The sequence below is a fragment of the Desulfobacula phenolica genome, from assembly GCF_900105645.1.
GTDB classification, from domain to species: Bacteria; Desulfobacterota; Desulfobacteria; order Desulfobacterales; family Desulfobacteraceae; genus Desulfobacula; species Desulfobacula toluolica.
In genome coordinates this window covers 21,424-46,091 of record NZ_FNLL01000004.1, presented here as the reverse complement: position 1 = coordinate 46,091, position 24,668 = coordinate 21,424, and the positions used below count along the sequence as shown (strand labels likewise).

The 24,668-nt window shown below is 40.9% G+C and carries 23 protein-coding genes; 6 read left to right on the top strand and 17 right to left on the bottom strand.

Annotated features, from left to right (window positions below; translation table 11 throughout):
• Positions 1-78: 78 nt before the first annotated feature.
• From panP to BLT94_RS07365, 4 genes are all read right to left on the bottom strand, one after another.
• The gene (gene panP, locus BLT94_RS07380) at positions 79-1,707 is read right to left on the bottom strand and encodes a pyridoxal-dependent aspartate 1-decarboxylase PanP (protein WP_092232260.1); all 1,629 of its coding nucleotides are present in this window, start codon (positions 1,705-1,707) and stop codon (positions 79-81) included.
• A 277-nt stretch (positions 1,708-1,984) separates the two neighbouring features.
• Positions 1,985-3,319: a TRAP transporter large permease gene (locus BLT94_RS07375; protein WP_092232257.1), complete on the bottom strand. Its 1,335-nt coding sequence runs from the start codon at positions 3,317-3,319 to the stop codon at positions 1,985-1,987.
• Positions 3,319-3,864 carry a TRAP transporter small permease subunit gene (locus tag BLT94_RS07370; protein ID WP_139169000.1) on the bottom strand — a complete coding sequence of 182 codons (546 nt, stop codon included), beginning with the start codon at positions 3,862-3,864 and terminating at the stop codon, positions 3,319-3,321. Before BLT94_RS07370 ends, BLT94_RS07375 begins: the two co-directional genes overlap by 1 nt.
• Before the next feature lie 242 nt (positions 3,865-4,106).
• Positions 4,107-5,216, bottom strand: coding sequence for a TRAP transporter substrate-binding protein (locus BLT94_RS07365; protein ID WP_092232254.1), 1,110 nt, complete (start codon positions 5,214-5,216; stop codon positions 4,107-4,109).
• A 269-nt stretch (positions 5,217-5,485) separates the two neighbouring features.
• Between BLT94_RS07365 and BLT94_RS07360 the strand changes: the two genes are divergently transcribed.
• A complete protein-coding gene (locus tag BLT94_RS07360) occupies positions 5,486-6,550 on the top strand; it encodes an AI-2E family transporter (protein ID WP_092232251.1) in 1,065 nt (354 codons plus the stop codon).
• Here BLT94_RS07360 and BLT94_RS07355 read toward each other — a convergent pair.
• The 8 genes from BLT94_RS07355 to BLT94_RS07320 all read right to left on the bottom strand — a co-directional run bounded on the left by BLT94_RS07355 (position 6,539) and on the right by BLT94_RS07320 (position 12,499).
• Entirely contained in the window at positions 6,539-6,940 is a 402-nt protein-coding gene (locus tag BLT94_RS07355) for a hypothetical protein (RefSeq protein ID WP_245743020.1), read from the bottom strand. The two genes, BLT94_RS07360 and BLT94_RS07355, sit on opposite strands and share 12 nt — an antisense overlap.
• A 160-nt stretch (positions 6,941-7,100) precedes the next feature.
• Complete coding sequence (locus tag BLT94_RS07350) at positions 7,101-7,571, bottom strand: anti-sigma factor family protein (protein ID WP_092232245.1); 471 nt, start codon at positions 7,569-7,571, stop codon at positions 7,101-7,103.
• Positions 7,572-7,583: 12 nt separating this feature from the next.
• On the bottom strand, positions 7,584-8,174 hold the full coding sequence (locus BLT94_RS07345) for an RNA polymerase sigma factor (RefSeq protein WP_092232242.1): 591 nt from the start codon (positions 8,172-8,174) through the stop codon (positions 7,584-7,586).
• Positions 8,175-8,232: 58 nt separating this feature from the next.
• A complete protein-coding gene (locus tag BLT94_RS07340; protein WP_092232239.1) occupies positions 8,233-8,667 on the bottom strand; it encodes a hypothetical protein in 435 nt (144 codons plus the stop codon).
• 145 nt (positions 8,668-8,812) lie between these two features.
• A complete protein-coding gene (gene moaA / locus BLT94_RS07335; protein WP_092232236.1) occupies positions 8,813-9,796 on the bottom strand; it encodes a GTP 3',8-cyclase MoaA in 984 nt (327 codons plus the stop codon).
• A 2-nt stretch (positions 9,797-9,798) separates the two neighbouring features.
• Positions 9,799-11,331: a uroporphyrinogen-III C-methyltransferase gene (cobA, locus tag BLT94_RS07330; protein ID WP_092232235.1), complete on the bottom strand. Its 1,533-nt coding sequence runs from the start codon at positions 11,329-11,331 to the stop codon at positions 9,799-9,801.
• A complete protein-coding gene (gene hemC, locus BLT94_RS07325) occupies positions 11,321-12,253 on the bottom strand; it encodes a hydroxymethylbilane synthase (protein WP_014956583.1) in 933 nt (310 codons plus the stop codon). Before hemC ends, cobA begins: the two co-directional genes overlap by 11 nt.
• 6 nt (positions 12,254-12,259) lie before the next feature.
• On the bottom strand, positions 12,260-12,499 hold the full coding sequence (locus tag BLT94_RS07320; protein ID WP_083863478.1) for an FmdB family zinc ribbon protein: 240 nt from the start codon (positions 12,497-12,499) through the stop codon (positions 12,260-12,262).
• Positions 12,500-12,682: 183 nt separating this feature from the next.
• Here BLT94_RS07320 and BLT94_RS07315 point away from each other — a divergent pair, with 183 nt between their 5' ends.
• From BLT94_RS07315 to BLT94_RS07300, 4 genes are all read left to right on the top strand, one after another.
• Positions 12,683-14,143, top strand: a complete 1,461-nt coding sequence (locus BLT94_RS07315; protein WP_245743018.1) for a sensor histidine kinase — start codon at positions 12,683-12,685, stop codon at positions 14,141-14,143.
• Positions 14,080-14,652, top strand: coding sequence for a hypothetical protein (locus BLT94_RS07310; RefSeq protein WP_092232234.1), 573 nt, complete (start codon positions 14,080-14,082; stop codon positions 14,650-14,652). The genes BLT94_RS07315 and BLT94_RS07310 overlap by 64 nt, the downstream gene beginning before the upstream one ends.
• A 24-nt stretch (positions 14,653-14,676) precedes the next feature.
• Positions 14,677-16,077 carry a sigma-54-dependent transcriptional regulator gene (locus BLT94_RS07305; protein WP_245743016.1) on the top strand — a complete coding sequence of 467 codons (1,401 nt, stop codon included), beginning with the start codon at positions 14,677-14,679 and terminating at the stop codon, positions 16,075-16,077.
• A 451-nt stretch (positions 16,078-16,528) separates the two neighbouring features.
• On the top strand, positions 16,529-17,335 hold the full coding sequence (locus BLT94_RS07300) for an N-acyl amino acid synthase FeeM domain-containing protein (RefSeq protein WP_092232231.1): 807 nt from the start codon (positions 16,529-16,531) through the stop codon (positions 17,333-17,335).
• Between the two features lie 124 nt (positions 17,336-17,459).
• On the opposite strand, the gene BLT94_RS07295 is transcribed toward BLT94_RS07300, so the two are convergent.
• From BLT94_RS07295 to BLT94_RS07275, 5 genes are read right to left on the bottom strand one after another with little or no spacing between them, the layout of a single operon-like run.
• Positions 17,460-18,404, bottom strand: coding sequence for a hypothetical protein (locus BLT94_RS07295; RefSeq protein ID WP_092232228.1), 945 nt, complete (start codon positions 18,402-18,404; stop codon positions 17,460-17,462).
• On the bottom strand, positions 18,397-18,966 hold the full coding sequence (locus BLT94_RS07290; RefSeq protein WP_092232225.1) for a D-sedoheptulose-7-phosphate isomerase: 570 nt from the start codon (positions 18,964-18,966) through the stop codon (positions 18,397-18,399). Before BLT94_RS07290 ends, BLT94_RS07295 begins: the two co-directional genes overlap by 8 nt.
• 25 nt (positions 18,967-18,991) lie before the next feature.
• Positions 18,992-20,218, bottom strand: a complete 1,227-nt coding sequence (locus BLT94_RS07285) for a tetratricopeptide repeat protein (RefSeq protein WP_092232222.1) — start codon at positions 20,216-20,218, stop codon at positions 18,992-18,994.
• A complete protein-coding gene (gene selA, locus BLT94_RS07280) occupies positions 20,215-21,624 on the bottom strand; it encodes an L-seryl-tRNA(Sec) selenium transferase (RefSeq protein ID WP_092232219.1) in 1,410 nt (469 codons plus the stop codon). Before selA ends, BLT94_RS07285 begins: the two co-directional genes overlap by 4 nt.
• A gap of 10 nt (positions 21,625-21,634) precedes the next feature.
• Positions 21,635-22,990, bottom strand: coding sequence for an HDOD domain-containing protein (locus BLT94_RS07275; protein WP_092232216.1), 1,356 nt, complete (start codon positions 22,988-22,990; stop codon positions 21,635-21,637).
• 262 nt (positions 22,991-23,252) lie between these two features.
• Between BLT94_RS07275 and BLT94_RS07270 the strand changes: the two genes are divergently transcribed.
• Positions 23,253-24,647 carry an efflux transporter outer membrane subunit gene (locus BLT94_RS07270; RefSeq protein ID WP_092232213.1) on the top strand — a complete coding sequence of 465 codons (1,395 nt, stop codon included), beginning with the start codon at positions 23,253-23,255 and terminating at the stop codon, positions 24,645-24,647.
• Positions 24,648-24,668: the final 21 nt, after the last annotated feature.

Sequence of the window (24,668 nt, the reverse complement as noted above, 5' to 3'; positions counted from 1 at the left end):
TACTAATGATTTTTTGTTTGTTTGTAAAGTTTTATTTGTGACTATTCATGCGGAACAATTCTCTTGAATGATACTGTATTATTCATTTACAAGTTTATGGAAAATGGATTCCTGTTCATCAAGGACTTCATTAATAATATCAATATTTGTCATTGGATTCATAATTACAGATCTTAATACAACATTGTTGTTATAGTCATCCGGAGAATTTTTCAGGCGGGTTCTTGATACAAAGCTTTTACCAGCCTCTCTTTGAATCCTCTGAATTTTTATATTGATGTCATCCAGAATATAATTTAGTTTTTGTCGTTCTTCTTTGTCAGCGGTTTCAAGTTTTTTTTGTATATCCAGCGGAACCAGTCTGTATGTCAAAATATTTAACTGTGGCTTTGTAACCAGTTGAAACAGGCTTCTTTGACTGATCATTTTTGCAAATTCCCTGGCTGTTTCAATTCCATGATCAATCATCAGCGCATAGCCTTTTGAACCCATTATTTTAAGGGCGCTGTCAAGTATCAGGGAATTTGCTTCTCTTGAACCTTCAAGGGTTTTTATCCCCAGATCAACGCTGCCTGGTCTGTTGACATAGCTTGAATGGTATACAATATGATCCATGGCTGTGGGATCTTTAAAATAAACCATACCCGATGTCATGGGCATATAAAATTGTTTGTGGCAGTCAATGGCAACAGAGTCAGCCCTTTCAATGCCTTTGAGAAGATGACAGTACTTTTCGGATAAAAGCACAGGTCCTCCCCATGCAGCATCCACATGAAAATGGATACCATGTTTTTGACAAATATCGGCAAGCTTGGGCAGTGGATCAATAATTCCTGTTTCAGTGGCACCGGCAATGCCAATAATGGCGACAATTTTTGTTTTTTTGTTTGCCTGGAGTTCTTTGATTTTAGACTTGAGTTTTATGATGTCTATGGTTCGGTTTGCATCGACATCAATTGGGATCACATTTTGATTCCCCAGACCCAATACTCCCCCTGCTTTTCTTAATGAATAATGCCCTCTTTTTGAAACCAGAACCACGGCTTTTTCAAGATCATGGGTTTTCATGGCTTCAAAAATGCCGTTTTTTTCAATGCTTTCAAAATTTCCTTTTGAGGGGAAGCATTTGTTTCTGGCAACCCACAAGGCTGTAAGATTTGCCGTTGTGCCCCCGGTTGTGAAATTCCCCAGAGATGTTTCCGTGTTCTGAACATGTTCAAGATAGAAATGGTCATCAAAGTTGAATATCATTCTGTGCATTTTAGCCAGGATTTGTTTTTCCAGTACGGATAAGACTTTTGAAGTTTCAAGTTTGATAACATTCTGGTTTAACGCCGCAGTGATGGCTTTTAAATGAACCATAAAAAATGGAATAGCAGAAGTCATATGCCCGATAAAATAAGGAGAGGCTACATTGACGGCTCTTGGGGCAATTTCATTTATGATATCTTTGATCACATCTGCCAGTTTTTTTTGCGGATGGGCATTGATCTTTGTATCGGTGTACTCTTCGGCAAGTTTTATCAGGCTGATTTCTTCGGTCACCCCAACATGTTTGTTTAGAAAATCATGGAGACCAAACAGGATTTGTTCCATATATTTGACAAGGGTTTTTCTGCCGATTTCATCTTCAGGTCTGATAAATACTCTGTTAAGGGTATTCCAGTCTGCAACAAGAGGATATTGTTTGTTCTTTATTTTGACCATGTCCTATCTTTTCCCAGCATATAATTTTTTTAAAATTTTGTATAATGAACCGTTAGCCTTTAATAGTCAATATTAAATTCGTTTGCTGCTGAATTTTAAACCAGCTTAACACTCAGGTGACCTTGTAATCAAAGTAAAAGTGAAATAAAGATCTTGCAAACAAGATTAATGTATTTGAATTTTTGGTTTGCTTAAGATTTGCATATAACACACATGGCAGGCAAATTTTGCCATGGATTTTTGCGTTTGTGTTTTTTTGTATACGGGTGTGTCTCATCTACCTTGTATAAGCTATCGTGGGAAGCCAGGTGGCCAGTTGTGGCCATAATACAACAATCAAAAGTCCAATAAGCTGGATAAATATAAAGGGAATAATCCCCCTGTATATATGACCTGTGGTTACCTGTGGAGGTGTCACAGCTTTCAGGTAAAAAAGAGAAAAACCAAATGGAGGTGTCATAAAGGATGTTTGAAGATTAACCGCCAGGAGTACACAGATCCAGAGAGGATCAAATCCAAAATCATCCACCAGGATCGGTACTAGCACAGGAACATGGATGAAAATAATTTCAATAAAATCCAGGACAAAACCAATAAGAAAAATCAAACCCATGACAATGGCCAGCACAACCCATTTATTATATCCTTCGGCAATACCAAACAAAAAAGTCCTAATCAGTTCATCCCCTTCCAATTCACGAAATGTAAGTCCAAATGCATTGGCACCAACCAAAATAATAAAGACCATGCAGGTAAGCCGGGTTGTTGTGGCAGATACTTCTTTTAGGATTGTGAGATTGAATCTTCTGTTACAGGCTGCAAGCAATATTGCTCCCAAACATCCTACAGAAGCGGCTTCTGTAGGAGAGGCGATTCCGGCAAAAATTGATCCAAGAACAGCTATGATAAGAAAAAGCGGCGGGAACAGGGCACATAATGCCTTTTTAATCAACAGCTTTTTATCTTGTCCCTGTTCTGTATCTATGGTGACAGGCGGTGCAATTTCCGGTTTTATTGTGGCAATGATAAAAATATAAGTCATATATAGAAATACCAGAATCATTCCCGGCAGTACAGCCGCCATGAACAGATCGCCCACCGGAATCTGGACAATGGTTGCCAAAAGAACCAGTACAATGGAAGGTGGAATGATCTGCCCAAGGGTTCCGGAAGCACATACAGTTCCCGTGGCAAGTTCAGGCTTGTAACCATGTCGCAGCATGGTTGGTACCGCTAAAAGTCCCATGGTAACGACTGTGGCACCCACAATTCCGGTGGATGCACCAAGAAGGGCACCGACCAAAACAGTACTGATGGCAAGACCACCTTTAAGGCGCCTAAATACCAATCCCATTGTTTCCAGCAATTCCTCGGCTAATCCTGATTTTTCAAGGGTCACTCCCATAAAGACAAACAGGGGAACAGCGATTAGCACAACATTTTTTACAGCTCCCCAGATTCGCAATGGCAATAGCTCGAAAAATTCCAATCCAGATCCGATGAATCCAAAAAATATGGCAGTACCCATGAGGGTGCAGGCAACCGGAAAACCGAGCATGAGCAAAAGGGTCAGCACAAGAAACATCCAGCCGGCAAGATATTCAGATCCCATCAGTTTGATTCCTCCTGATTTCCATAGGATTTGTTATTCAGAATGATATTCAAATTACGATTAAACATGGAAATTCCCTGGAGAAAAAATAATACAAACCCCAAAGGTACACAGCCTTTTAATATAAACCGAAACGGGATTCCACCCGGGTCAGGGGAGCCTTCCATAAACTTAAAAGATTCCCAGGTAAAGACAGATGATATATAGACAATCAAGGCAGCTCCCGGAAAAAGGAAAAAGATACAGCCCATCAGATTAACCCAGGCCTGTGCTTTTTTAGAAAGGCGCTGGTAGATAACATCCACCCGGACATGCTGGTCATATAAAAGAGTATAGCCGGCTCCCATCAGGAAAATGAATCCAAACAGATGCCATTCAAGTTCCTGGGTAAAGACGAAACTTGTATTAAACGCATATCTCATAACAACATCAATAAATACAACTGCAACAAGAAGCGTTACAACCCAGGCAACAAATCGACCGATCCATTCATTTAATGCATCAATTCCATCTGCAATTTTTCCCATAGATGATCTTAGTCCCATGTCCATAATCCTTTTTGATTTAACTCAACTTTCGTACTTAAGCTATAGCAGCCATGGCCAAGCCTGTTTCCTTATGATTTTCATCAAACCGATAAAAAAACACAATAATACAAGTCTGATCCCATTGATGACCCAATTGATGACCCAATTTTGTCAACTCCGAAAGTTGAGTTATTTAATTTAATGATCCAATGCCTTAATCATCATGCGCAGGATGGGATCGGGCAACGTTTGCGTCGTGGTTATCCTTTTAATTTATATTTGTCAGCCAGAGAATTATAATACGGTTTTTCAGATACTTCCCCCCAGGGTCCGACGATCTTTTTAAAACGTTCAAAACTTTCATTTACTTTTTTTGCCATTGGGTCTTTAGCTGCAATATCAAAAACAGCATCTTTGGCATGGGATTTGAGATCTGCCAGCACAGGATCTGGCAATTTCATAAGGGTAACTTTATGCTGGGTGATCAATTCGTCAAGGGCTTGACCATTGCCGGTATTAAACCCTTGTGTTGTCCAGTTGCTAACCTGAGTGCAGGCAGCATCTAAGATTGCCTGGTATTCAAGCGGTAAAGATTCATAGGCAGTTTTGTTGAAGACAAACTCCACAAAGGGACCGGGTTCATGCCAGCCCGGATAATAATAATATTTGGCAACTTTATAAAATCCCATTAATTTGTCGTGGAGAGGGCCGATCCATTCCGTAGCATCAATAACACCACGTTCCAGGTTGGTAAATATTTCACTGGCAGGGCAAAGAACAACCGTTGCTCCTAACTTTGCCATGACCTTTCCACCCAATCCGGGAATTCGCATTTTAAGCCCTTTGAAATCATCCACAGATTCGATTTTTTTATTGAACCATCCTGCCATCTGGGGGCCTGTGCAACCACCTGGTCTGGGAATTACATCAAAGGGTGCATACATTTCTTCCCACAGCTTTAGTCCTCCGCCAAACTCATACCAGGCCGCCATACCGGCTCCGTTAAGGCCAAAGGGGACAGCAGCAAACCACTGGGCTGCAGGCGCTTTGCCTGCCTGGTAATAGCTGACGCCTGATCCGGCCTGTACAGTGGTTCCCTTGCTGACGGCATCAAAGGTCTGCAAAGGGGGCACAAGTTCGCCGCCTGCAAAGACTTTAATTTTAAAAAGACCGCCGCTCATAAGTTCAACTTTTTTAGCCAGCAGTTCTGCGGCATCTTGAAGATATGGCAGCTTGGGCGGCCATGTGGTTACCATTTTCCATTTGATTTTTTTCTGGGCATGTACAGACGGGGCATTAACTATTCCACCGGTGGCAACTGCTGCAACTGTACCGATTGCTGCTTTTTGTAAGAATTGTCTTCGTTCCATTGGATCTCCTTTGGTTTGGGGTAAAATACCTTTTTTAACAAATGAACATCCCACTTTTTAAATATAGATATAAAATAGCTATATTGAAGTGAGCATATAGACAGCAATACCTGCAAGTCAATATTTTTTTATAAAATTCATTTTTCAGTCTCCCGGCACTTGATATTGTCTGCAAATTACAGGGAAAGTCACCTTTTCAACCCCTTGACTTTGTCATTGAGTTTGAATACAAGTGGTTAAAATAAAAGATAATAAAAGGTGTAATCATTATGGAAGTGATGTCTTATCGTAATAGCTCCTTAATTAAGTTTGCTGCATTTATTATTGTTGTTGCCGGGATGAAAGCCGCCACAGTACTGGTCGTACCGTTTTTGTTGGCGGCATTTCTCTCTATTATCTGTACTCCGCCATTGTTCTGGATGCAGAAAAAAGGGATTCCAAGCATGCTGGGTATCTTTATTCTGATGCTGGGGGTGATCGCCACCCAGATGCTTTTGGTGAGTCTTGTGTCTTCATCCATTGCGGATTTTTCGCGCAATATTCCTTTTTACCAGGAGCGATTGAAAACCGTAACCTTTGAAACTTTGCAGTTGTTGTCCAGATATGGAGTAGAGCTTGAAACCGACAGGCTTGCGGACATATTCAATCCAAGCCGCATCCTTGGGCTTGTTGCAAACACATTGAATGGACTGGGAGGAGTTTTGACCAATACCTTTTTTGTGTTTTTAACCTTTATTTTTATCCTTTCGGAAGCTGCAGGGTTCCCCAATAAATTGCGTGCCATTTTTAATGATAAAAATACGGATCTTAAAAAGTATTCTCAAATTATATCCGGTGTAAACCGGTATCTGGGGATAAAAACGCTTACCAGTCTTGGGACAGGCATTACCATCTTTATCTGGCTGGCTGTTCAGGGAGTGGATTTTCCCGTTATGTGGGGGGTATTTGCATTTTTATTGAACTATATTCCCAATATAGGTTCCATCATTGCTGCTGTTCCGGCCGTTCTTCTGGCCTTAATTCAGCTTGGGCCTTTGACTGCCGGGATTGCTGCAACGGGATTTTTAATTGTCAACATATTGGTGGGAAGTGTGATTGAACCCAGGGTCATGGGTAAGGGAACCGGGCTTTCCACTTTGGTGGTATTTCTTTCCCTGGCTTTTTGGGGATGGGTATTGGGTCCTGTGGGAATGCTGCTTTCAGTTCCATTGACCATGGCGGTCAAAATTGCTCTGGGAGGAAGAGAATCCACCAGATGGCTGTCTATTTTACTGGGATCAAATAAAGAAGCATCAAGATTGCTTGAGGTGAAAACACAATCCTTACCGCGCTGACCCGGAAATATTGAACAACAGAACACCATTTTTAAACTGAGGGCCGCCAATGGTAATACTGCTGTTATTGTTCAGGAGTACCCGGGTTTGAAAAACCGGGCGCTGATTTTTCTGAATATTGATTTGGTATTGGATTCTTTTGCCCTGCATATCCGTTGGCATGATAATCATGGTTCTGTTTCCCGGAAGATTTACTCGGCCTTTCCGGTTAAAGCTCAGATTCAATCTCTGTTCGTTTAAAAGCCTGTAAGAAGTGTATTTGAACACGGATTTAAGTTCGGAAATTATGGGTTTCAATCCCGGGTCAACCGTTTTGGACCCTGTTGAAGCATGAATCACTTTTATGTCCGTTAAAACCTGACTTTTCGCAAATGCGGGCTGCGTAAACAAACAAAAACAAGATATTCCTGCGAGTATGAAGATTGTTTTCATGAATCTGGCCATGATGCCCCTTTTTTTATCTGTAAAAGTCGTAAAAATCCAAACAAAGACTTTCATTTTTTGTTGTGGACAGACTCGTATAAAAGACCAGGTCTGCCCGTTACACTTATCAGGTTTCAGAAAACCAGATAATGGTATGCTTTTTTGTTTGAGTTTCAATAATCATAACGGAAGCAACATTCGTATCAACAGATGTTACAATCGCACTTGGACCTGTAGGGCCAAACAAACTACCGTGAAACCAAAACAGGCTGATCGTCAATATTGCAGCAATGGATGCAAGTTTCAAGTAAATATTTTTGCCAAAGAATCCATGATAGGTTTTTAAAGATGCTTTTTTGTCGTTTTCCAGGGCCTGTTCTTTTTTTTGCCTCAGTTTTTCAGTATTTATTTTTGATACCGCTTTATCCGCATGATCATTAAACGCGATGGATATTGATTTGAAGCGTTCAACTAAACGTTTGCAATCCGGGCAGTTAACATGGTGTTGCGCCAATTCTTCATACCGGTCCAGGGCAAGTTCATGATCAACAAACCTGCTGATCTCTTCAGATGTATATTTTTTGCATGGTGTTTTCATAAAAAAAACCTTTCACTTATTCGATTCCAAAGAATTGATAAGATTTTTTCTGGCAAAATGAATCCTTGAACTGACCGTTCCTTTTTTAATATTGATTGTTTTGGCAATCTGCTCGTATGAAAGTCCTTCAAAAACATTCAGAACAAAAACCAGCCGTATTTTTTCCGGCAGTTTTCGGATGGCTTTCATAAGATTTTCTTCAAATTGTTTTTTTTCAAATTGCGTTTCCGGATCATTGCTTTTTTTGTTTTCCATAAAAAGGTCTTTATCATTTTCCGATTCTATGGAATCATGATGCCACCTGAATCGTCTTTTCCACTTTCTTTTCCAGTTCAGACTCTGATTTATGGTGATTTTTCTGAGCCATGTGACAAGGCCTGCATCCTGCCTGAAGGTTTTGATATTCTTAAATACGCTGATAAACACATCCTGTACGATCTCCAGGCTCTCCTCATGATCAAGGGTGATACCATAGGCAATTTTTAAGAGCCGGTCCTGGTATTTGTTGACAAGAACCTCGAAAGCCCAGGGCTGACCTTTTTTAAGCCTTTTAACCAGATCCTGTTCATCTGTATTGTCTGCAGTTGCTTTTGGTTTGTTCACAATAAATCAGTTGTTGCGTCTATATTAGCCTACAGAGATATATAAGCTGTATGTTCAGTTAATATCTCACCCAAATTTTTGTTTTTTGCCAATATCCATCTTTTACCAGAAAATTTTCATACCTGCCTTTTATCCACTTTCCCCTGCGGTTATAATGGCCGGGGTTCCATTTTTTTTCATAAACCGGCTGTACCCATATTTTTTCAATCACCCAATGACCATTTTTATAATGGGACCTGAAATTTCTATCATATCTATTTTGATAGGCGTATTTGGTATGATGATTGCCGACCGGCTTTGCGTAATGATTTTTGTAATAAGGTTTTGAGTCGTGATTAATTTCGTTGATGATGGCTGCACTTAAAATAGCAACGCCTGTGCCCAGCATTATTCCCTCAATGGTATGACGCCTTGCAGACCCTGCATGGGCAGATACCGTGGATAAGCATGCAAATAGAACTACAGCGGTTGTTATACCGATTATTTTTTTCATTTTTTTATCCTCCGTCTTGGTTAATGAAAAAAAAGCAGTTGCAAAACAATTGCCTTCTATTAACCATTGACACCGGGAAAATAAAAACGTTCAAAATAATCTAATTTTTTTTACACCATTCGCAAAAAAGACAAAAGATAAAGAATTATCCTCCAATAGACGTCATGTGACTTATGGGGATGTCGTTGCCGGAGTGATCAGTTAAGCCGTGAAATGATGGTTTCTTTTTCAGGGCAGACAGAATGATCTCTTTTAATTCATTGTCAGACGCACCGTTTCTAAGTGGATCAATAATGTCTTTTTCATAGTTGTTTAACAGGCAGGGCCTTAATGTCCCCCTTGATGTAAGCCTCAACCGGTTGCATTCACTGCAGAAATGAGAGCTGATGGGGGTTATAAAACCTACGATTCCCTTTGCCCCGTCAATCTGGAATTTTTTTGCAGGGCCGTCATTTCCAGTGCGTTGGACAGGCAAAAGTTTTCCAAATTCAGATTCAATTTTTTCTTTGATTTCATCGGATAATATCTGTTGTTGTTTTTCAACTGCAGAATCTCCCATGGGCATGTATTCAATGAAGCGGATGTGAAACGGGTACTTGATTGTCAGAGCCGTAAGTTTCTCAATCTCATCATCATTAATTCCCTTTAAGATAACGGCATTGAGTTTTATAGGGGATATGCCCAGTTCATGGGCCGTGAAAATGGCGTTCCTGACTTGGTGGAATCTGTCCCTGCCGGTGATCACTGCAAATTTGGCCGGGTCCAGAGTGTCAAGGCTGAAATTAAGCCGTTTAATACCAAAAGAGATCAGATCTTTTATCTTTTCCCTGGTCAGCAATGATCCATTGGTGGTAATGGAAATATCTTTCAGGCTTTCAATGGCACACAATTTTTTCAGGAATGAAAAGATGTTCTTTCTTACAAAAGGTTCTCCCCCGGTAATCCTGACTTTTGTTATGCCAAGTTCACAGGCAAGCCTGGTAATTCTTAGGATTTCTTCATACCTGGCAATTTTTTCATGTTCGATCACATGAAAGGGTGTGGATGGAACGCAGTATCGGCACCTGAAGTTGCACCGGTCTGTGACTGATATACGAAGATAATTAATGGTACGGTTTCCGGCAATCATTTTTATTCACAGCTTTCATAATATGATGACAATGAATCCACAAGCCCTTGAATGGTATACTCTTTGGCTTCAATGTCCGGTTTGATGTCAAGTAATCTTGCCGTGTCCGAGGTGATGGGTCCAATGCTGGCTGTCACGACATTTGCTAAAAGTTTTTTGGCGTCTTTTGATTCAAGCAGGGACATGAAGTTGGATACTGTGGAAGAACTGGTGAAGGTTACTGCATCAATTTCATTTTTTTCCAGAAGGGATATCAATTCTTCTTTTCCTCCCTTTGCAAGCCGGGTTTCATAGGCAATAACCTCATCGACCCTTGCACCCATTTTTGTCAGCTCTTCAGGCAGGATTGTCCTGGCTTTCTTTGCTCTTGGGAGCAATATTTTTTTGTTGTTTATCTCAACAGAGGAGAATGCATCAATTACACTTTCGGCTCTATAGGTTTTTGGCAAAATATCACTGATAATGCCGTAATCTTTCAGCCTTTCTTTGGTTACAGGACCGATACAGGCGAATTTAAGGTGTCCCAAAGCTCTCACGTCTTTGCCCATGTCAAACAAAGTATCAAAAAAGAATTTAACCCCATTGACACTGGTAAAGATAAGCCAGTCATAATTTTTGATATTTTCAACGGATGCTTTTAATGGTGAGGTATCTTCAGGAGCGGTAATTTGGATGGTCGGAATTTCAATACAGTTGGCCCCAAGTTTTGAGAGCTTTGAAACAAGATCGCTTGCCTGGGCACGGGCCCTGGTGATCACAATTCGTTTGCCGAACAATGGCCTTTTATCAAACCAGGCCAGTTCATTCCTCAAAGAGACCACATGGCCTATGATGATAATGGATGGAGATTTGAGCTTTGCCTGCTGTACCTGTTCAACAATTGTTTCAAGGGTGCCGGTAACGGTCTGCTGACGGGCTGTTGTTCCCCATCTGACCAGAGCAATGGGTGTGTCGGATGGTTTGCCGTGTTCAATCAGGTTTTTTACAATATTTGCAAGATTTTTAACTCCCATCAAAAACACAAGGGTTGCATTGGATTTTGCATACACATCCCATTGCATGCTGGTGTCTTTTTTGGTGGGATCTTCATGGCCTGTAATAAATGATACAAAAGAGGTGTGGTCTCTGTGGGTTACCGGAATTCCTGCATAGGCGGGTGCTGCGATTGCAGAGGTAACCCCTGGAACCACTTCATAGGGCACCCCGTGACCCAGAAGCATCTGAGCTTCTTCTCCCCCCCGGCCAAACACGAACGGGTCACCGCCTTTAAGCCTGGCCACATCAAATCCCTGTTTGGCTTTGTCCACCAGCAGCTGGTTGATTTTGTCCTGGGAAAGAGTATGATCGCCCCCTTTTTTCCCTACATAAATGATCTGGGCATCTTCTCCGGCGTAATTGAGTAAAAAAGGCGATGCAAGATAATCATAGACCACAACATCTGCAGTTTCGATACATTCTTTTGCCTTAATTGTTAAAAGACCCGGATCACCGGGACCTGCACCAATCAGATATACTTTGCCAGTCTTATGCGTCATTTGAATTCAAACTCTCCAATATTTTTTTTCCGCCTTTTTCAAGAACTTTGTCGGCAAGTATTCGGCCATTTAGTTCCATCTTATCCATTGGGGAAACAAGTTGCTCTTTAATCAGTTCTTTGCCGTCTTCAGAAGCGACGACCGCAGTCAGAACCACGTTATTGTTCTCAATTTTACCAAAACAGGCCACCGGGATGTGGCAGGAACCCTCAATTTGTTTTAGAAATGCCCGTTCGCCGGTCACACATATTCTTGTGTCATAATGGTCGAGTTTTTCCATGATCAATGCAATGTCGTCATCATTTGCTCTTGTTTCAATGCACAAAGCACCTTGTCCCACAGCCGGTATCATTATGGTTTCGTCCAGGTATTCGGTGATTTGACTTTCCTGTTCAAGGCGGATAAGACCTGCTGCTGCCAGTACAATGGCATCATATTCGCCGGATTTCAGTTTTTTGATCCGGGTATCCAGGTTACCCCGGATGGATTCAATGGTCAGATCAGGACGGATATGCTTTATCTGGGAGGCGCGCCTGAGACTTGAAGTGCCGATTTTTGCCCCTTTTTTATACTCGGCAAGCATGCGGCTGCCGTTTGAAATGAGAACATCAAACGGGTTTTCTCTTTTTGGAATAGCACCAATGATAAGCCCTTGGGGGAGTTCACCCGGCATGTCTTTCATGCTGTGGACGGCAAGATCAATATCGTTATTCAAGAGTGCAGTTTCGATCTCCTTGACAAACAACCCTTTTCCTCCCACCATGGCAAGGGGCCGGTCCGTGATTTGGTCCCCGGTTGTTTTAATGATTTTTAATCCAACTTCCAGATCAGGGAAAAGGCGCTCAATTTCTGATTTTATAAAATTGGCCTGCCACAAGGCAAGCATGCTTCCTCTGGTACCGATGCATATGTTTTTTTTCATGAAAGCCTAACCTATCCCGCAGGAAGAACAATTGGAAGAAGAACAGCCGCTGCATGCAGATGAAGCAGAAGATTTGACCTGGGTTTCACCGCCAGGCCCGGATGATTTTGAAACAAAACCGCAGGCAGACATCAATCTTGATAGATCCTGACTGTCACAAGAGGGGCATTCAGGTTTTGTGCTGCCCATCACAAGAGTTTCAAAGTTATTGCCGCAAGTGTTGCACTTATATTCATAAATTGGCATTTTTTTACCTCATGTTATTCCTGTTTACGTAAGCTTTCTAATATAAGGATTTATTTGAATATTTTCAAGTCTTGATCTTTCTTGCAAAAATAATATTTTTTGTTTATTCTGTGATTCCTGATAAACAAATCTGTAGCCCTCAATAAATAATTTTGTTTCCTGATGGATATATTTTAATTAATTATGATACCACTTACCATATTCAAACGCCTGGTGATCGGAAATGTTATCATCCTTTTACTTGTTTTTACGCTTGGCAGTGTTGTGATTTTCAAGCTGACCGGGCTTCAGAAACTTACCCGGGAAATTGTCGTTAAAAATCAGGAAAGCCTCATTATCGGGGATCGCCTGCTGGATTCGTTTGCTTCGCTTATCAAATTTGGTGAAAAATATTTTGTATCCAGGGATATTGATTATTACAACCGGGTTTTGGAAGTAAAAACAACTTTGGAAAAAGATTTTCAAATATTTAATGATCTTATGGAGACAGACGAACAAAAACATCTCCTTTCCGAATCTCTTGCATCGTTTAACGGCTATTTGGAACGGTTTGAAGAAAAAGCCGACCAGATGATAACCGGTGAAAAAGTCAATGTTGATCTTTTTTTTAAAGAAAGTGCATTCCATCTTAACATCACGGCTGGGGATTTGAAAAAAATCCTTTCCATCACCAGGGGTATTATTACCGGCAAAACAAACCTGTCCAGCCAAATGACTCATCAGATCCTTATTGTCACGGTTGTTACAACGGTGTTAACCGTTTTTTTCGGGATGATCATCACCACTTTCAACACTCAATCAATTACAAAATCCATCACCCACCTTCAAAAAAAAATCAAGAAAATTGCCCAGGGGGATTTCGAAGAAATCCATACAATCAAAGGCCCGAAAGAAATCCAGGAATTGTCATTGCATTTTAATGCCATGTGCTGCCGGTTAAAAGAATTGGATGGCTTAAAAGCTGATTTTGTAAGCCATGTGTCCCACGAGATGAAAACACCGGTCACTTCAATAAAAGAAGCATCCGCAATGCTGTCCAAGGGATTCTACTCGGATGACCCCCAAAAACTAAAGGAATTGTTCCTACTGATTCATGAAGAATGCAACCGGCTTTTAAACTCGGTTATGAGAATTCTGGATTATTCTAAAATGGAAGCCAACCGGATGGAATACAATTGTGTTAAGCTCAGTCTGCCTGATGTTGTCCGCAAATCAATTCTGAAATTGGCGCCATTGTCACAAAAAAAACAGATTGATCTTGAATTTTTTCCACCTTTGCCGGATCTTCCAGACGTTTATATTGATGAAAACAGGATTATAGAAGTTTTGGATAACCTTATCGGCAATGCCCTGAAATTTACTCCGGTAAATGGTAAAGTTGACATTCGATGCTTATCGCAGGATTCAGGTAGAAATCTGATGTTAACGGTAGAGGATAACGGGCCTGGAATAAAACCTGAACATCTTGACAAGATTTTCTATAAATTCAAACAAATTGACAATGGTCTTGGCACTCGAATGGGAACAGGGCTTGGGCTTTCGATTTCAAAATATATCATCAAGGCACATGGGGGAGACATATGGGCGCAAAGCCGGTATTCAAAAGGTACGAAAATATTGTTTACTTTGCCTGCTGCATTGTAATCGGCTTGTTTTTATCCGGTTGCCGGCATGCTGCCCTTTTGCGGGACTTGCCCTATTCCATTGATACTAATGAAAAAAAATATCTGATTGCCACACAGAGGTTGGTTTCAGACATGGATTTTCAATCAGCTGAAAGGGAAACTCAACGCATCTTGGAATACTACAGCGGTGTTACCGGTATGAATGATATTATTTTATCCAATTATATTGAAAATACACGGATAATATCCAACCTGCTGACACGGATCATGGAAGATGAAAAAAAAAAGCAGGCTTTTATCAGGGAGATCCGTTTAAAGGAAGAGAAGATAACGGCTTTGACCCTGACAGCAGGATCTCTTAAAAAAAAAGCAGACGTTCAACAAGAACAACTGGCTGATATGGAAAAGGTGGTTGAAAAATTAAAGTTTCTTGAAAATGAAAAAAACCGCCTTCAAAAGCAGATTGAGCAGTTAAAGCAAATTGATTTGAACCCGGATAAGATTATCGGTAAACCTGATCCGGCCTGACCGAGACAACTGGCGGAAAAATTTATGCCGGTGATTAACAAAACTTTATACCCCTGGGATTTTAAATTGGAAAACATATTAATAGTAGATGATGACCTTTCTTTACTCAAAGTCCTTAAAATGAGGCTTGAGGCGGAAAAATACAGGGTTGTTGATGTGTCAAACGGGTCGGATGCCCTGGGGGCAGTAACTGATGACTCTTTTGACCTTGCCATTATTGATTATCAATTGAAAGATGAAACAGGCGTTGAACTGATGGCAGCGCTCAACAGAATCGACCCGGATCTGCCCGTAATCATATTGACGGCCTACGGCACCATAAACAAAGCCGTATCTGCAATTAAAAAAGGAGCTTACAGTTATCTTACAAAGCCGTTTGAAGATTCTGATTTGATTCAGCATGTCAAAAGGTGTCTTGAAAAAAATAAATTAACAAAGGAACTCAAAGAGCTGCGCGGCATGGTATCTGAAAAGTTCGGGTTTGAAAATATCATTGCCAAAGATGAAAATATGAAAACCGTTCTTAAAAAAATTGTCCAGGCAGCCGGGACCGATTCCAATATATTGATTGAAGGTGAAAGCGGCACCGGCAAAGAGCTGATTGCCAAATCCATCCATGTGTCAGGGACCAGGGGAAACGGTCCTTTTATTGCCATCAATTGCGCTGCCATTCCTGAATCTTTGTTTGAAAGTGAACTTTTCGGCTTTAAAAAAGGGGCGTTTACAGGTGCTGTAAAAAACAAGAAAGGTTTTTTACAGCAGGCCCGGAACGGGACTTTTTTCTTTGATGAGATAACGGAAATACCGGTTTCCATACAGGCTAAGCTGCTCAGGGTGTTGCAGGAAAATGAATTCTATTCGCTGGGAGGTAATGAAAAAATCAAATTTGAGGCCCGGATCATTGCTGCCACGAATAAAAATTTATTTGATGAAGTATCCAAAGGAAATTTCAGGGAAGATTTGTATTACAGGATTCATGTTATTCCAATAACACTGCCGCCGTTGAGGGAAAGACGGGACTGTATTCCCATTCTGGCTCATTTTTTTTTAAATGAATTCAGGCAGCAGATGAAAAAAAATGTCAGTCAGTTTTCATCGGCTGCCATGAAAAAACTTGTCAACGCGCCTTGGCCCGGGAATGTCCGGGAATTGAAAAATGTTGTGGAATATTGTGTTGCCATGTCCAAAAATCCTGTTATCTCACAGGACCTGATCATGCTGGACCCGGAAGATCTTTGTGATGAATTAAAACCGTTTAAAGAAGCAAAATTGGATTTTGAGAAAAATTATATCATCCAGCTGCTTCGGCTGACCGGGGGAAATGTGAGCCGTGCAGCAAAGCTTGCCGGTAAATACAGGGCGGATTTTTATGACCTGATGAAAAAATGCGGGGTAAAGGCCGAAGACTTCAGGGATATGGTGTAGTGATTTCCATACATGTTCACAAAACCCGCCTTCCTGCAATTGATTGCCGGGAACAATGTCACGCAACGGTTTTTTGTGTATTGTTTTTCATACGCTGATGAAAATATGTATTTTATCAATATTTTTAGATAATTACACAAATAATGAGATGAATCGGATTGTTTTTCATACGCTTTTGGAAAAAATTATTGTTTCCCATTTGTTCTTTTGCCCTGCTTCTTGAAATGCCTTTATTGTTTGTCTTTCCTGTAACCATTTGAAATCATTTATCTTTGCTAATATAACAAAATTTTTCTGCGTTTTTCTGCGTCTAATCAACCTTCTGGTATTGTTATTGCTATATTGTAATATCAAACTTTGAACAATGTTTTTAGGACAAATACCGGATTAGGGAAAAAACCGTTTCACAAGGCTCTGGTTACAGATTAACAAATCAAGGGAAAAGGTAGTTATGACTAAATTTAATAAAGAATCATTTCAAAATGCGGACTTGAGACAACTGATCAGGATAGATGAATTTAAAATGGCTCAATATTATTTTAAACCTGCAAGTTGTATCAAAGACTATTTTGCCGCATTAAAACTCGTTCAGGATGTATATATTGAAGAGGGGTATGTCAATGCTGATGATTCATCCTGTCCATGCAGAATCCTTGAAAATCATTTTTTTGAGAAAACCATTGTATTTATAGGTAAAAAAGAGGAACAAGTGGTTTTTACGGTCAGTCTTTTTCCTGATTCATCAAACAGATTGCCCATGGACCGGATTTATAAAAAAGAACTGGATCATCTGAGATCCCAGGGCAGAATGATTGGTGAGGTGGGGTGCCTTGCCACACATCCTGAATTCAGGGACGGATCACAAAATATTTTAATGCACGGCAACAAGATCATGCTCAAATATGCCATGGAACATCTTAAACTGGATGATCTGGTAATTACCGTTAATCCGAAGCATGCGCTGGTCTATAAAGAAATTTTGCTGTTTGAAGAAATCGGGCAAGGAGAAATCAAGGCACACCCCCAAGTGAACGGAAACCCTGCCATTGCAATGAGGTTAAACCTGCATGAGGTGAAGGAAAAATGCAGGCATTTCTATCAGAACAATCCGTTGGAATCAAATCTTCATCATTTTTTGTTTGTCAAACAAAATGATACCCTTCAGCTTCCGGAAAACAACGCAGACCAGTGCAATAATTACTCCCGGTTTTTAGCTCCGCTTATCAGCCAAAGCACATACAACAGCCTGTCTATCTGAACATTACCGTTTATTAATTAGGTAAAAATGTTTTTTTATCTGAAAGTCGTAAAAAAATCATACAAAGACTTTCAATTTTTGTTGTGGGCAAATCTGAGCGAAAGACCAGGTCTGCCCGTGGCTGTTATATGGATTCAATGATGCCTGCTGCGATAAGGGGTATCAGGATTTCATGGTGCCCGACAATGCTGAACCCCTTGCCTTTGCCAAGGGTGGGGCGGTTCACCACATTGGTCATGGGCCTGTAATGGCGGATAAAATCAAGATTGAGTGTTGTAAAATCATCCAGCGTATGGCCCAGGTTTCTGACCAGGGTCACGGCCTTCAGAAAAACTTCAGGCATGATGACGGCAGATCCGGCATTGATAAACACGCCTTTTTCAAGACCTGTTATCTGTGAGGCAAACAGCTTGAAATCATAATGGGAGGCTGCGCCACAGGCCGCTGCATCAAAATCGGGATGCATATGTATGATATCAGTGCCAATGGCCACATGAACGGTCACGGGAATATCAAGGGCAGCTCCGGATGCTGTCAAACTCAAATGTTTATAGGGAAGGTCTTTTTCAAGGATCAGCTCTCCTACGGCTTTTCCCAGTCCAATGCCATGTTTTGCTGCATTTTTTATGGCCTGGTTGAGAAAGGCTGATGTCTCTTTTGCCATTCCAAAACTGCCGTTGCCGATTGATTGTGCCACATCTTCCGAAGTCATTCCCGTCATGGCGGTTTCAAGGTCATGGATAATGCCGGACCCGTTCATGGAGAGCATGGTAAAAACATTTTTTTTCATCAGATCAATCACAATGGGAGACATGCCGGTTTTGATGACATGACCGCCCATGGCAAAACAGACCTGTTTGTCCTGTTTTGCAGCAAGGCTGATGGCGTCTATCACGGAGCGCAGATCATTTCCAGCCAGAATAGAGGGAAGACCTGCAAGAAAATCTGAAAAATTATTGCCTTTTTTCCACGGTATTGAAAAGTCCTTTATATTCACTTTGCTGTGTCTATTCTTGATGGAATAGGTTTTAAGCCTGCCAAAATCCAATTTTTTGAATGAATCACTCATTGAACATTATCCTTTCCGTCAGGTCGCACAGTATGTGGGCCAGCAGGATATGGACTTCCTGTATCCTTGCTGTTGTGTCGCAATCAACACAAAAACAAATATCTGTCAATTGTTTTAATTTGCCCTTGTTTCCTGAGAAACCAACACTCAAAACTCCCATTTGCTTTGCTTGTCTCACCGCTTTGATAATATTTGGAGAATTTCCGGAAGTTGAGATGCCAAAGGCAATATCTCCTTTTTTTCCAAGGGCCTGGACCTGTTTGGAAAAAATATCTTCATAAGAATAGTCATTACCGATACTGGTGATAACGGATGTATCAGTGGTCAGGGCAATGGCTGCCAGCGGTTTTCTTTCCATCCTGAATCTGTTGACAAATTCTGCGGCAATATGCTGGCAGTCTGCTGCACTGCCGCCATTTCCGAATAAAAGTATTTTTCTGCCTTTTTTCAGAGCTGCTGCCATTATGGAGGCACAGGATTCAATGTTTTCAATATTATCGGAGAAAAATTCTTTTTTTACTGTGATACTGTCGTTAACAGATTGTTGAATAAGATTCTTCATAATTGACTGATTCTTTCAATAAGTGTTATGATGCGGATTTAATTTTTTCTTCCTGACTGGCGTGATCTTCAATTTTTTTCATTATTGCTTTTAATCTGTCCTTGAACAGGCTGTTGGCCGGTTGAATGGCAATGCTTTTTTTTGCAAGGCTAAGAGCAATGTTCAGGTTTTTATTCTGGAGCAACATGGATTTTGCATACCCTGACAAAGCAACAGCATCCAGAGGATTGAGTTTAACGGCTTTGTTAAATTCAATCCCGGCTTTTTCAGGCTGATTTTCAGCCAGATAAATTTCCCCCTTTATCCTGAAAACAAGACCTGATTCAGGATTTATACGGCTTGCCGCTTCAAGATGAGCCATGGCCCGGTCAAACTGCTGAATTTTAAACAGCAGCTTTCCCAGAAGAAATTCAACTTCAAAAACACAATCATCAATGTCATGGGCTTTGTGCAAACACTGAATTGCCTGGTACGGATTGCCGTTAATCTGGTAAAGAAGGCCTGTATTATAAATGACCATCACTTCATTGGGATTGATTTTCAAGGCTTTTTCAAATTCAAGTTTTGCATTGTCCAGCTTTCCCATGACCCCGAAACAGACCCCCAGGCTGTTGATCAGGTTAATGTTATTCGGGTCAATTTCAAGGCCTTTTTTATATTCTTTGATGGCCATGTTGTATTTGTTCAGCTGATAAAGCCGGTCTGCACTGATATTAAGGGATACGGCATCAAAGTGAATCAGGGTGTCAGGCCCGAAAAAGGCTGCGTGATCCGCAGCTTTGAGAGCATTGACAACTGTTTGGGGTTTTGAAAAATCATGACAGGGAAATTTTGCCACCCCCATAAGAACCTCTGTTCTAAAGGCTGTAGATAGCTTTTCTTTTAATGAAACAAGGCGATTTGCAGCTTTTTTTTCACTTTCATAGCCCCAGAATGCCATAATAAATGATGTTTTGCTTAAGCATTTCCAGATGCCTTTTTTATGATCAGGAAAGGAGTTAAAAAAGGTTTCAAGTGTCTCCTTTTTGTTCTTTATGATTGATTCAGACCTGTCCGAATTAAGCTCAAGTACTGCACACAAAAAATTATTCCAGGATATGGTGACTTCGGACAGCTTTTTTTGAAAGGCTTTGATCCGGTTTTTTTTTGTCAAAAGCAGATCACTGAAATATGTTTCAGGTGGCTTGATCTTGAAATTATCAGAATCTTTTTTCAGAAAATGAATTTCTTTTGAAGAGAATTTGACAGTCATTTTTTTTTCAATATTTTTGTTAGATTTGACGAGATAATTGCTTCCTGACCATTTTGAATCGTTCTTGGGTCCAAAATATATTTATTATCCTCGATCCTGGCGATAACAGCCGGTGTTGACAGGCGCATATGGAGTTCAAGTTTGGATACAGACATATCTTTGGGTTGAATTGTAATACACCTGGTCGGAAGATTCAGTGCAGGAAATGACCCGCCTCCCGGTCTTGAATTCATGTCTGCAACATCAATGTCTGCAAGCATTCCGATATCCTTTTTAATGGTTTTAAATAAAAGATCGGCTTTTTTACTGATTTCTTTAAAGGGCAGGGTAAGCATCCTTAACGTGGGGATTTGCCGGATGGCTTTTTTTTCATCCCTGTAAAGGCTTAAGGTTGATTCAAGAGCTGCAAGGGTAAGTTTGTCAATTCTCAATGCACGGGTTAAAGGGTTGCGTTTTATCTGATCGATGATATGTTTTTTTCCCACAATAATGCCGGTCTGGGGTCCTCCCAGAAGTTTGTCTCCGCTGAATGTGACAACATCCGCACCCGAACCAACCGAATCAGAAACAGTTGGCTCCGGGGGAAGACCATATTTTGAAAAATCAATCAAGGTTCCGGAACCTAAATCTTCCATGACCGGGATGTTTTTTTCTTTTCCCAGCAATACCAGATCTTTTAAGGCAACGCTTGCCGTAAAACCTTCAATTTTATAATTACTGGCATGAACTTTTAAAAAAAGGCCGGTTTCATCAGATACCGCACTCTCATAATCTTTTAAGTGGGTCCGGTTTGTGGTGCCGACTTCCTTTAGGATGCATCTGCTTTTTGACATCACGTCCGGCACCCGGAAAGACCCTCCGATTTCAACAAGTTCACCCCTGGATACAACAACCTGTCTGTCTTTGGCAATGGTGTTCAATGCCAGTAAAACAGCACCTGCATTGTTGTTGACAACAATTGCACTCTGGGCACCGGTTAGTTCGCAGATCAGTTCATCTACTGCTTCATATCGGATACCGCGTTTGCCTGTTTCAATTTTCAGCTCAAGGTTGGAATAGGATTGCGCAATGGTTTTGATATTTTTTAACGCTGCATCACAAAGAAGCGCACGTCCAAGATTTGTGTGGAGAACCACTCCGGTTGCATTGATGACATGGACAAGCCTGGGTTTGATTTTGTCTTGTGCAAGTATGCCTGCCTCATCAAGGATGGTTTCATCTGTTATGGGGTGTTCAATATTTTCCGACAGGATATCTTTTCTAGTCCGGTCAAGCGCTTTTCTTATGGAATCAAGAATAACAGTTCGGGGGATATCCATTAATTGATCATCTTTTTTTGCAAGTTCCAGAAGATGATCAACTCCCGGCAAATTTTTAAGGAGGTTATGTTTGTTGGAATTCGTCACTTTTTTACCTTTATGTGCTTAATATATCATCGTCATTGCTGAATGTATTGATGGGAATGGCATCAACCAGTTCAGGCAGATCCGCCATTTTAAATCCCAGTTGGTCAAGGGCATTTTCAAGGCTTTGAGTCTGCATTTTTTCAAGGTCAAATCCTACATGAAATTTTTCCATGAGAAGGTCTGAAAGATAGATGATATAAACAAGATCTTTGTTTTTTTTTGCTTTTTCCGGGGTGTGATGCAATTGAATGACTTCAGATAATCCATCTGAAAAGTTCCATTTTCTGGCCAGAAGAGCGCCTGCCTCACCATGGGTAATCCCCAATAGTTTTTTTTCAGCATTTATAAAATTTTCATTTTTTTGATACAGGCTTCTGAAAAAAAGAGGTGATCTGATGGAGACAAATTGATCCAGAATGACTTTGCCGATATCGTGAAGAAGTCCTGCCGTATAAGCCTCTTTTAAAAGGGGACGGCCTGATTTTTCTGCAATTTTTTCAGCAAAGGATGCCACTCCCACTGCATGGAAAAAAAGCCCGCCTTTGCAAAGAGAATAGCCGGATGTCCCTATTTGGTTGTAATACATATCAACCGCAGCGGTGATCACGGATTTGATCAGCATGGTTTCGCCTAATAAAAGCACGGCCTCTTTGAGTGTATCAATTTTTACAGTCCCGGCAAAAAGTGCTGAATTGCATAGCTTTAAGGTTTGTCCTGAAAGAACCTGATCCTTGGAAAGCTCTTCGGTAATATCCGTAATATGGTGTCGGGAGAACTGGAACATCCTGAATATTTTTAATGCTATCTGGGGAATCGGCTTTAATTGATCAATGGTGTTTAAGATCTCGTCCATTGACGGTGCTGTAAAACGGTTTTGTGACTTAAAAGTGTCTTCCAGAGCAGGATTTATAAAGGTTTTGCCCGTGGCCATATTCAATTCAAGAGTGCAGGTAAAAAATCCGCCGGTTTCTGATTTTATGGTTTTGATTTTGTAACTTCTAAGTATTGATACGGCAATATCCATGGATCTTCCGCCAATATCAAGGTTTATATCCTGCTGGGTGACTGGCCCTATAAGCGCACCTCCGGCAATTGTGGCCTCTAAATTTTCAGGTTTTGCACCCAGTTTTATCAAATGGTTTATGAGCAGGGGAACACCGGTCGACGCATATTTTTCTGAAAATACCGCACTTGCGATTCCGGTGGGTTCGGGCAGCAGGATATGGATCATTCCTCCAACCTGTGTTGACGCGTCATACAGGGCAACGCCCAGGCAGGTTCCAAGATAAGCCTTGTATATGCTTGATTGTTCTTTGCCGACTTTAAATTGACCTGCTGAAATATGTTCGATTTTCTGATAATTCATTTGAAAATTATAGTTTCCAGTTTTTTCTTATAAGAAAGTCTTTAAAAAATCATACAGAGACTTTCAATCTTTGTTGTGGGCAAACATGGATAAACGGCCAAGTCTGCCCGTGGCAGTTATATAAAATATTGTTTAGATATCATTAATTATCTAAAGGTTTCAACTATATTTAAAAAACTATTGTATCTTTATAAGATCAGTATTGCCTTATCAGTGAATTTAAATTATTTTAAGGGCTTGATACAAGAGGGAAAAATGAACAATGAAGTCTGTTTTTTTTGTTATGCTGGCAAGTGTGGTGATCTTTTCCGGTTGTAAGACCCTTAAACCGGAACCTGGAACTCTTCTTTCCCTGAAAATTCCTGATCGTTTTTCTGTTGATGCAGGCGACAATGATTCCATTGTAACCTGGTGGTTTTTATTTGAAAGTGATGAACTCACTTCATTGATCAATCATGCAGTGGATCACAATTTTGATTTGAAAATTTTAAAAACAAAGGTAATTCAGGCAAAAGCTAACCTTGAAAAAGAAGAAGCATCTTTTTTTCCTGAACTTGGGTTTTCATTTGGAGGGCAGAAAAAAGAAACCCGGGTTAAAAATACATACAGCAGCCCGTCTGACTATGATGGCAGCCATTCATGGGACGGATCATTGAGAGGGGCTTATAATCTTGATGTATGGGGGCAGGCAAATGCCGGGAAACAGGTTGAAATTTTAAGCCTTAAGGCTGCCGAACAGGATTTAAAGTTTTCCACCCTTGAATTGACGGCACAAATTGCAGAAAACTGGATTGATATCATTGCGGCCCGGCATAAGAAGAGCATATTGGGCAATCAGATCAAAATAAACAACACCCTGCTGGAACTTCAAACATTAAGATTTGTGAATGGAAAGGCAAATGCTTTGGATGTGTCTCAGCAGCGCGAAGTTCTGGCAGAGGCAAATTCCCAGTTGCCTTTGCTTGAAAAGCAGGAAAAGTTGTTGTTGAACAACCTGGCCTTTTTATCCGGGAAAACAGATCTTAAGCCTGTTGAAATGACCACCAAAATTCTTCCTGATCCATTGCCCCTGCCCAAGGTCGGAATTCCGTCCGATCTTTTAGAAAATCGGCCGGATATACAGGCGGCTGGAATGCGCTTGTCGTCAGGCCAATGGGAAATTACGGCTGCCAGGGCAGATCGTTTGCCTTCATTTGATTTGACAGCCCAGGCCCTGTTTTCAAGTGGAAAGCTGGATCTTTTGTTTAACAACTGGGTTGCCACCCTTGCCGGCAGCATTGCCGGGCCGATTTTGGACGGGGGGCTTAGAAAAGCGGAAATAAAAAGACTCAAAGCTGTTGCAGACGAACAATTGACCCTTTATGCCAGGACAGTTGCCAAAGCCATTGTCGAGGTTGAAGACAGCCTGGTCAGCATCGACAAACAAGCGGCTTATATCCGATTGCTTGAAGAAGAGCTGGCCGTGGCAAGGTTGACCTTGAAAGATGCCGGGGTGCAATATCAAAATGGCCAGAGCAGTTATCTGGCTTATCTTACTGCCTGGACTCATATTGAGCAGCTGGAAAGAAAATTGGTGGGTGAGCGAGCAGCACTTATCAAAGAAAGGATCGGTCTTTACAGGGCACTTGGCTGGAATCCGATTCCTGGAACAACATAAATCAAGGACATATCTGATTAT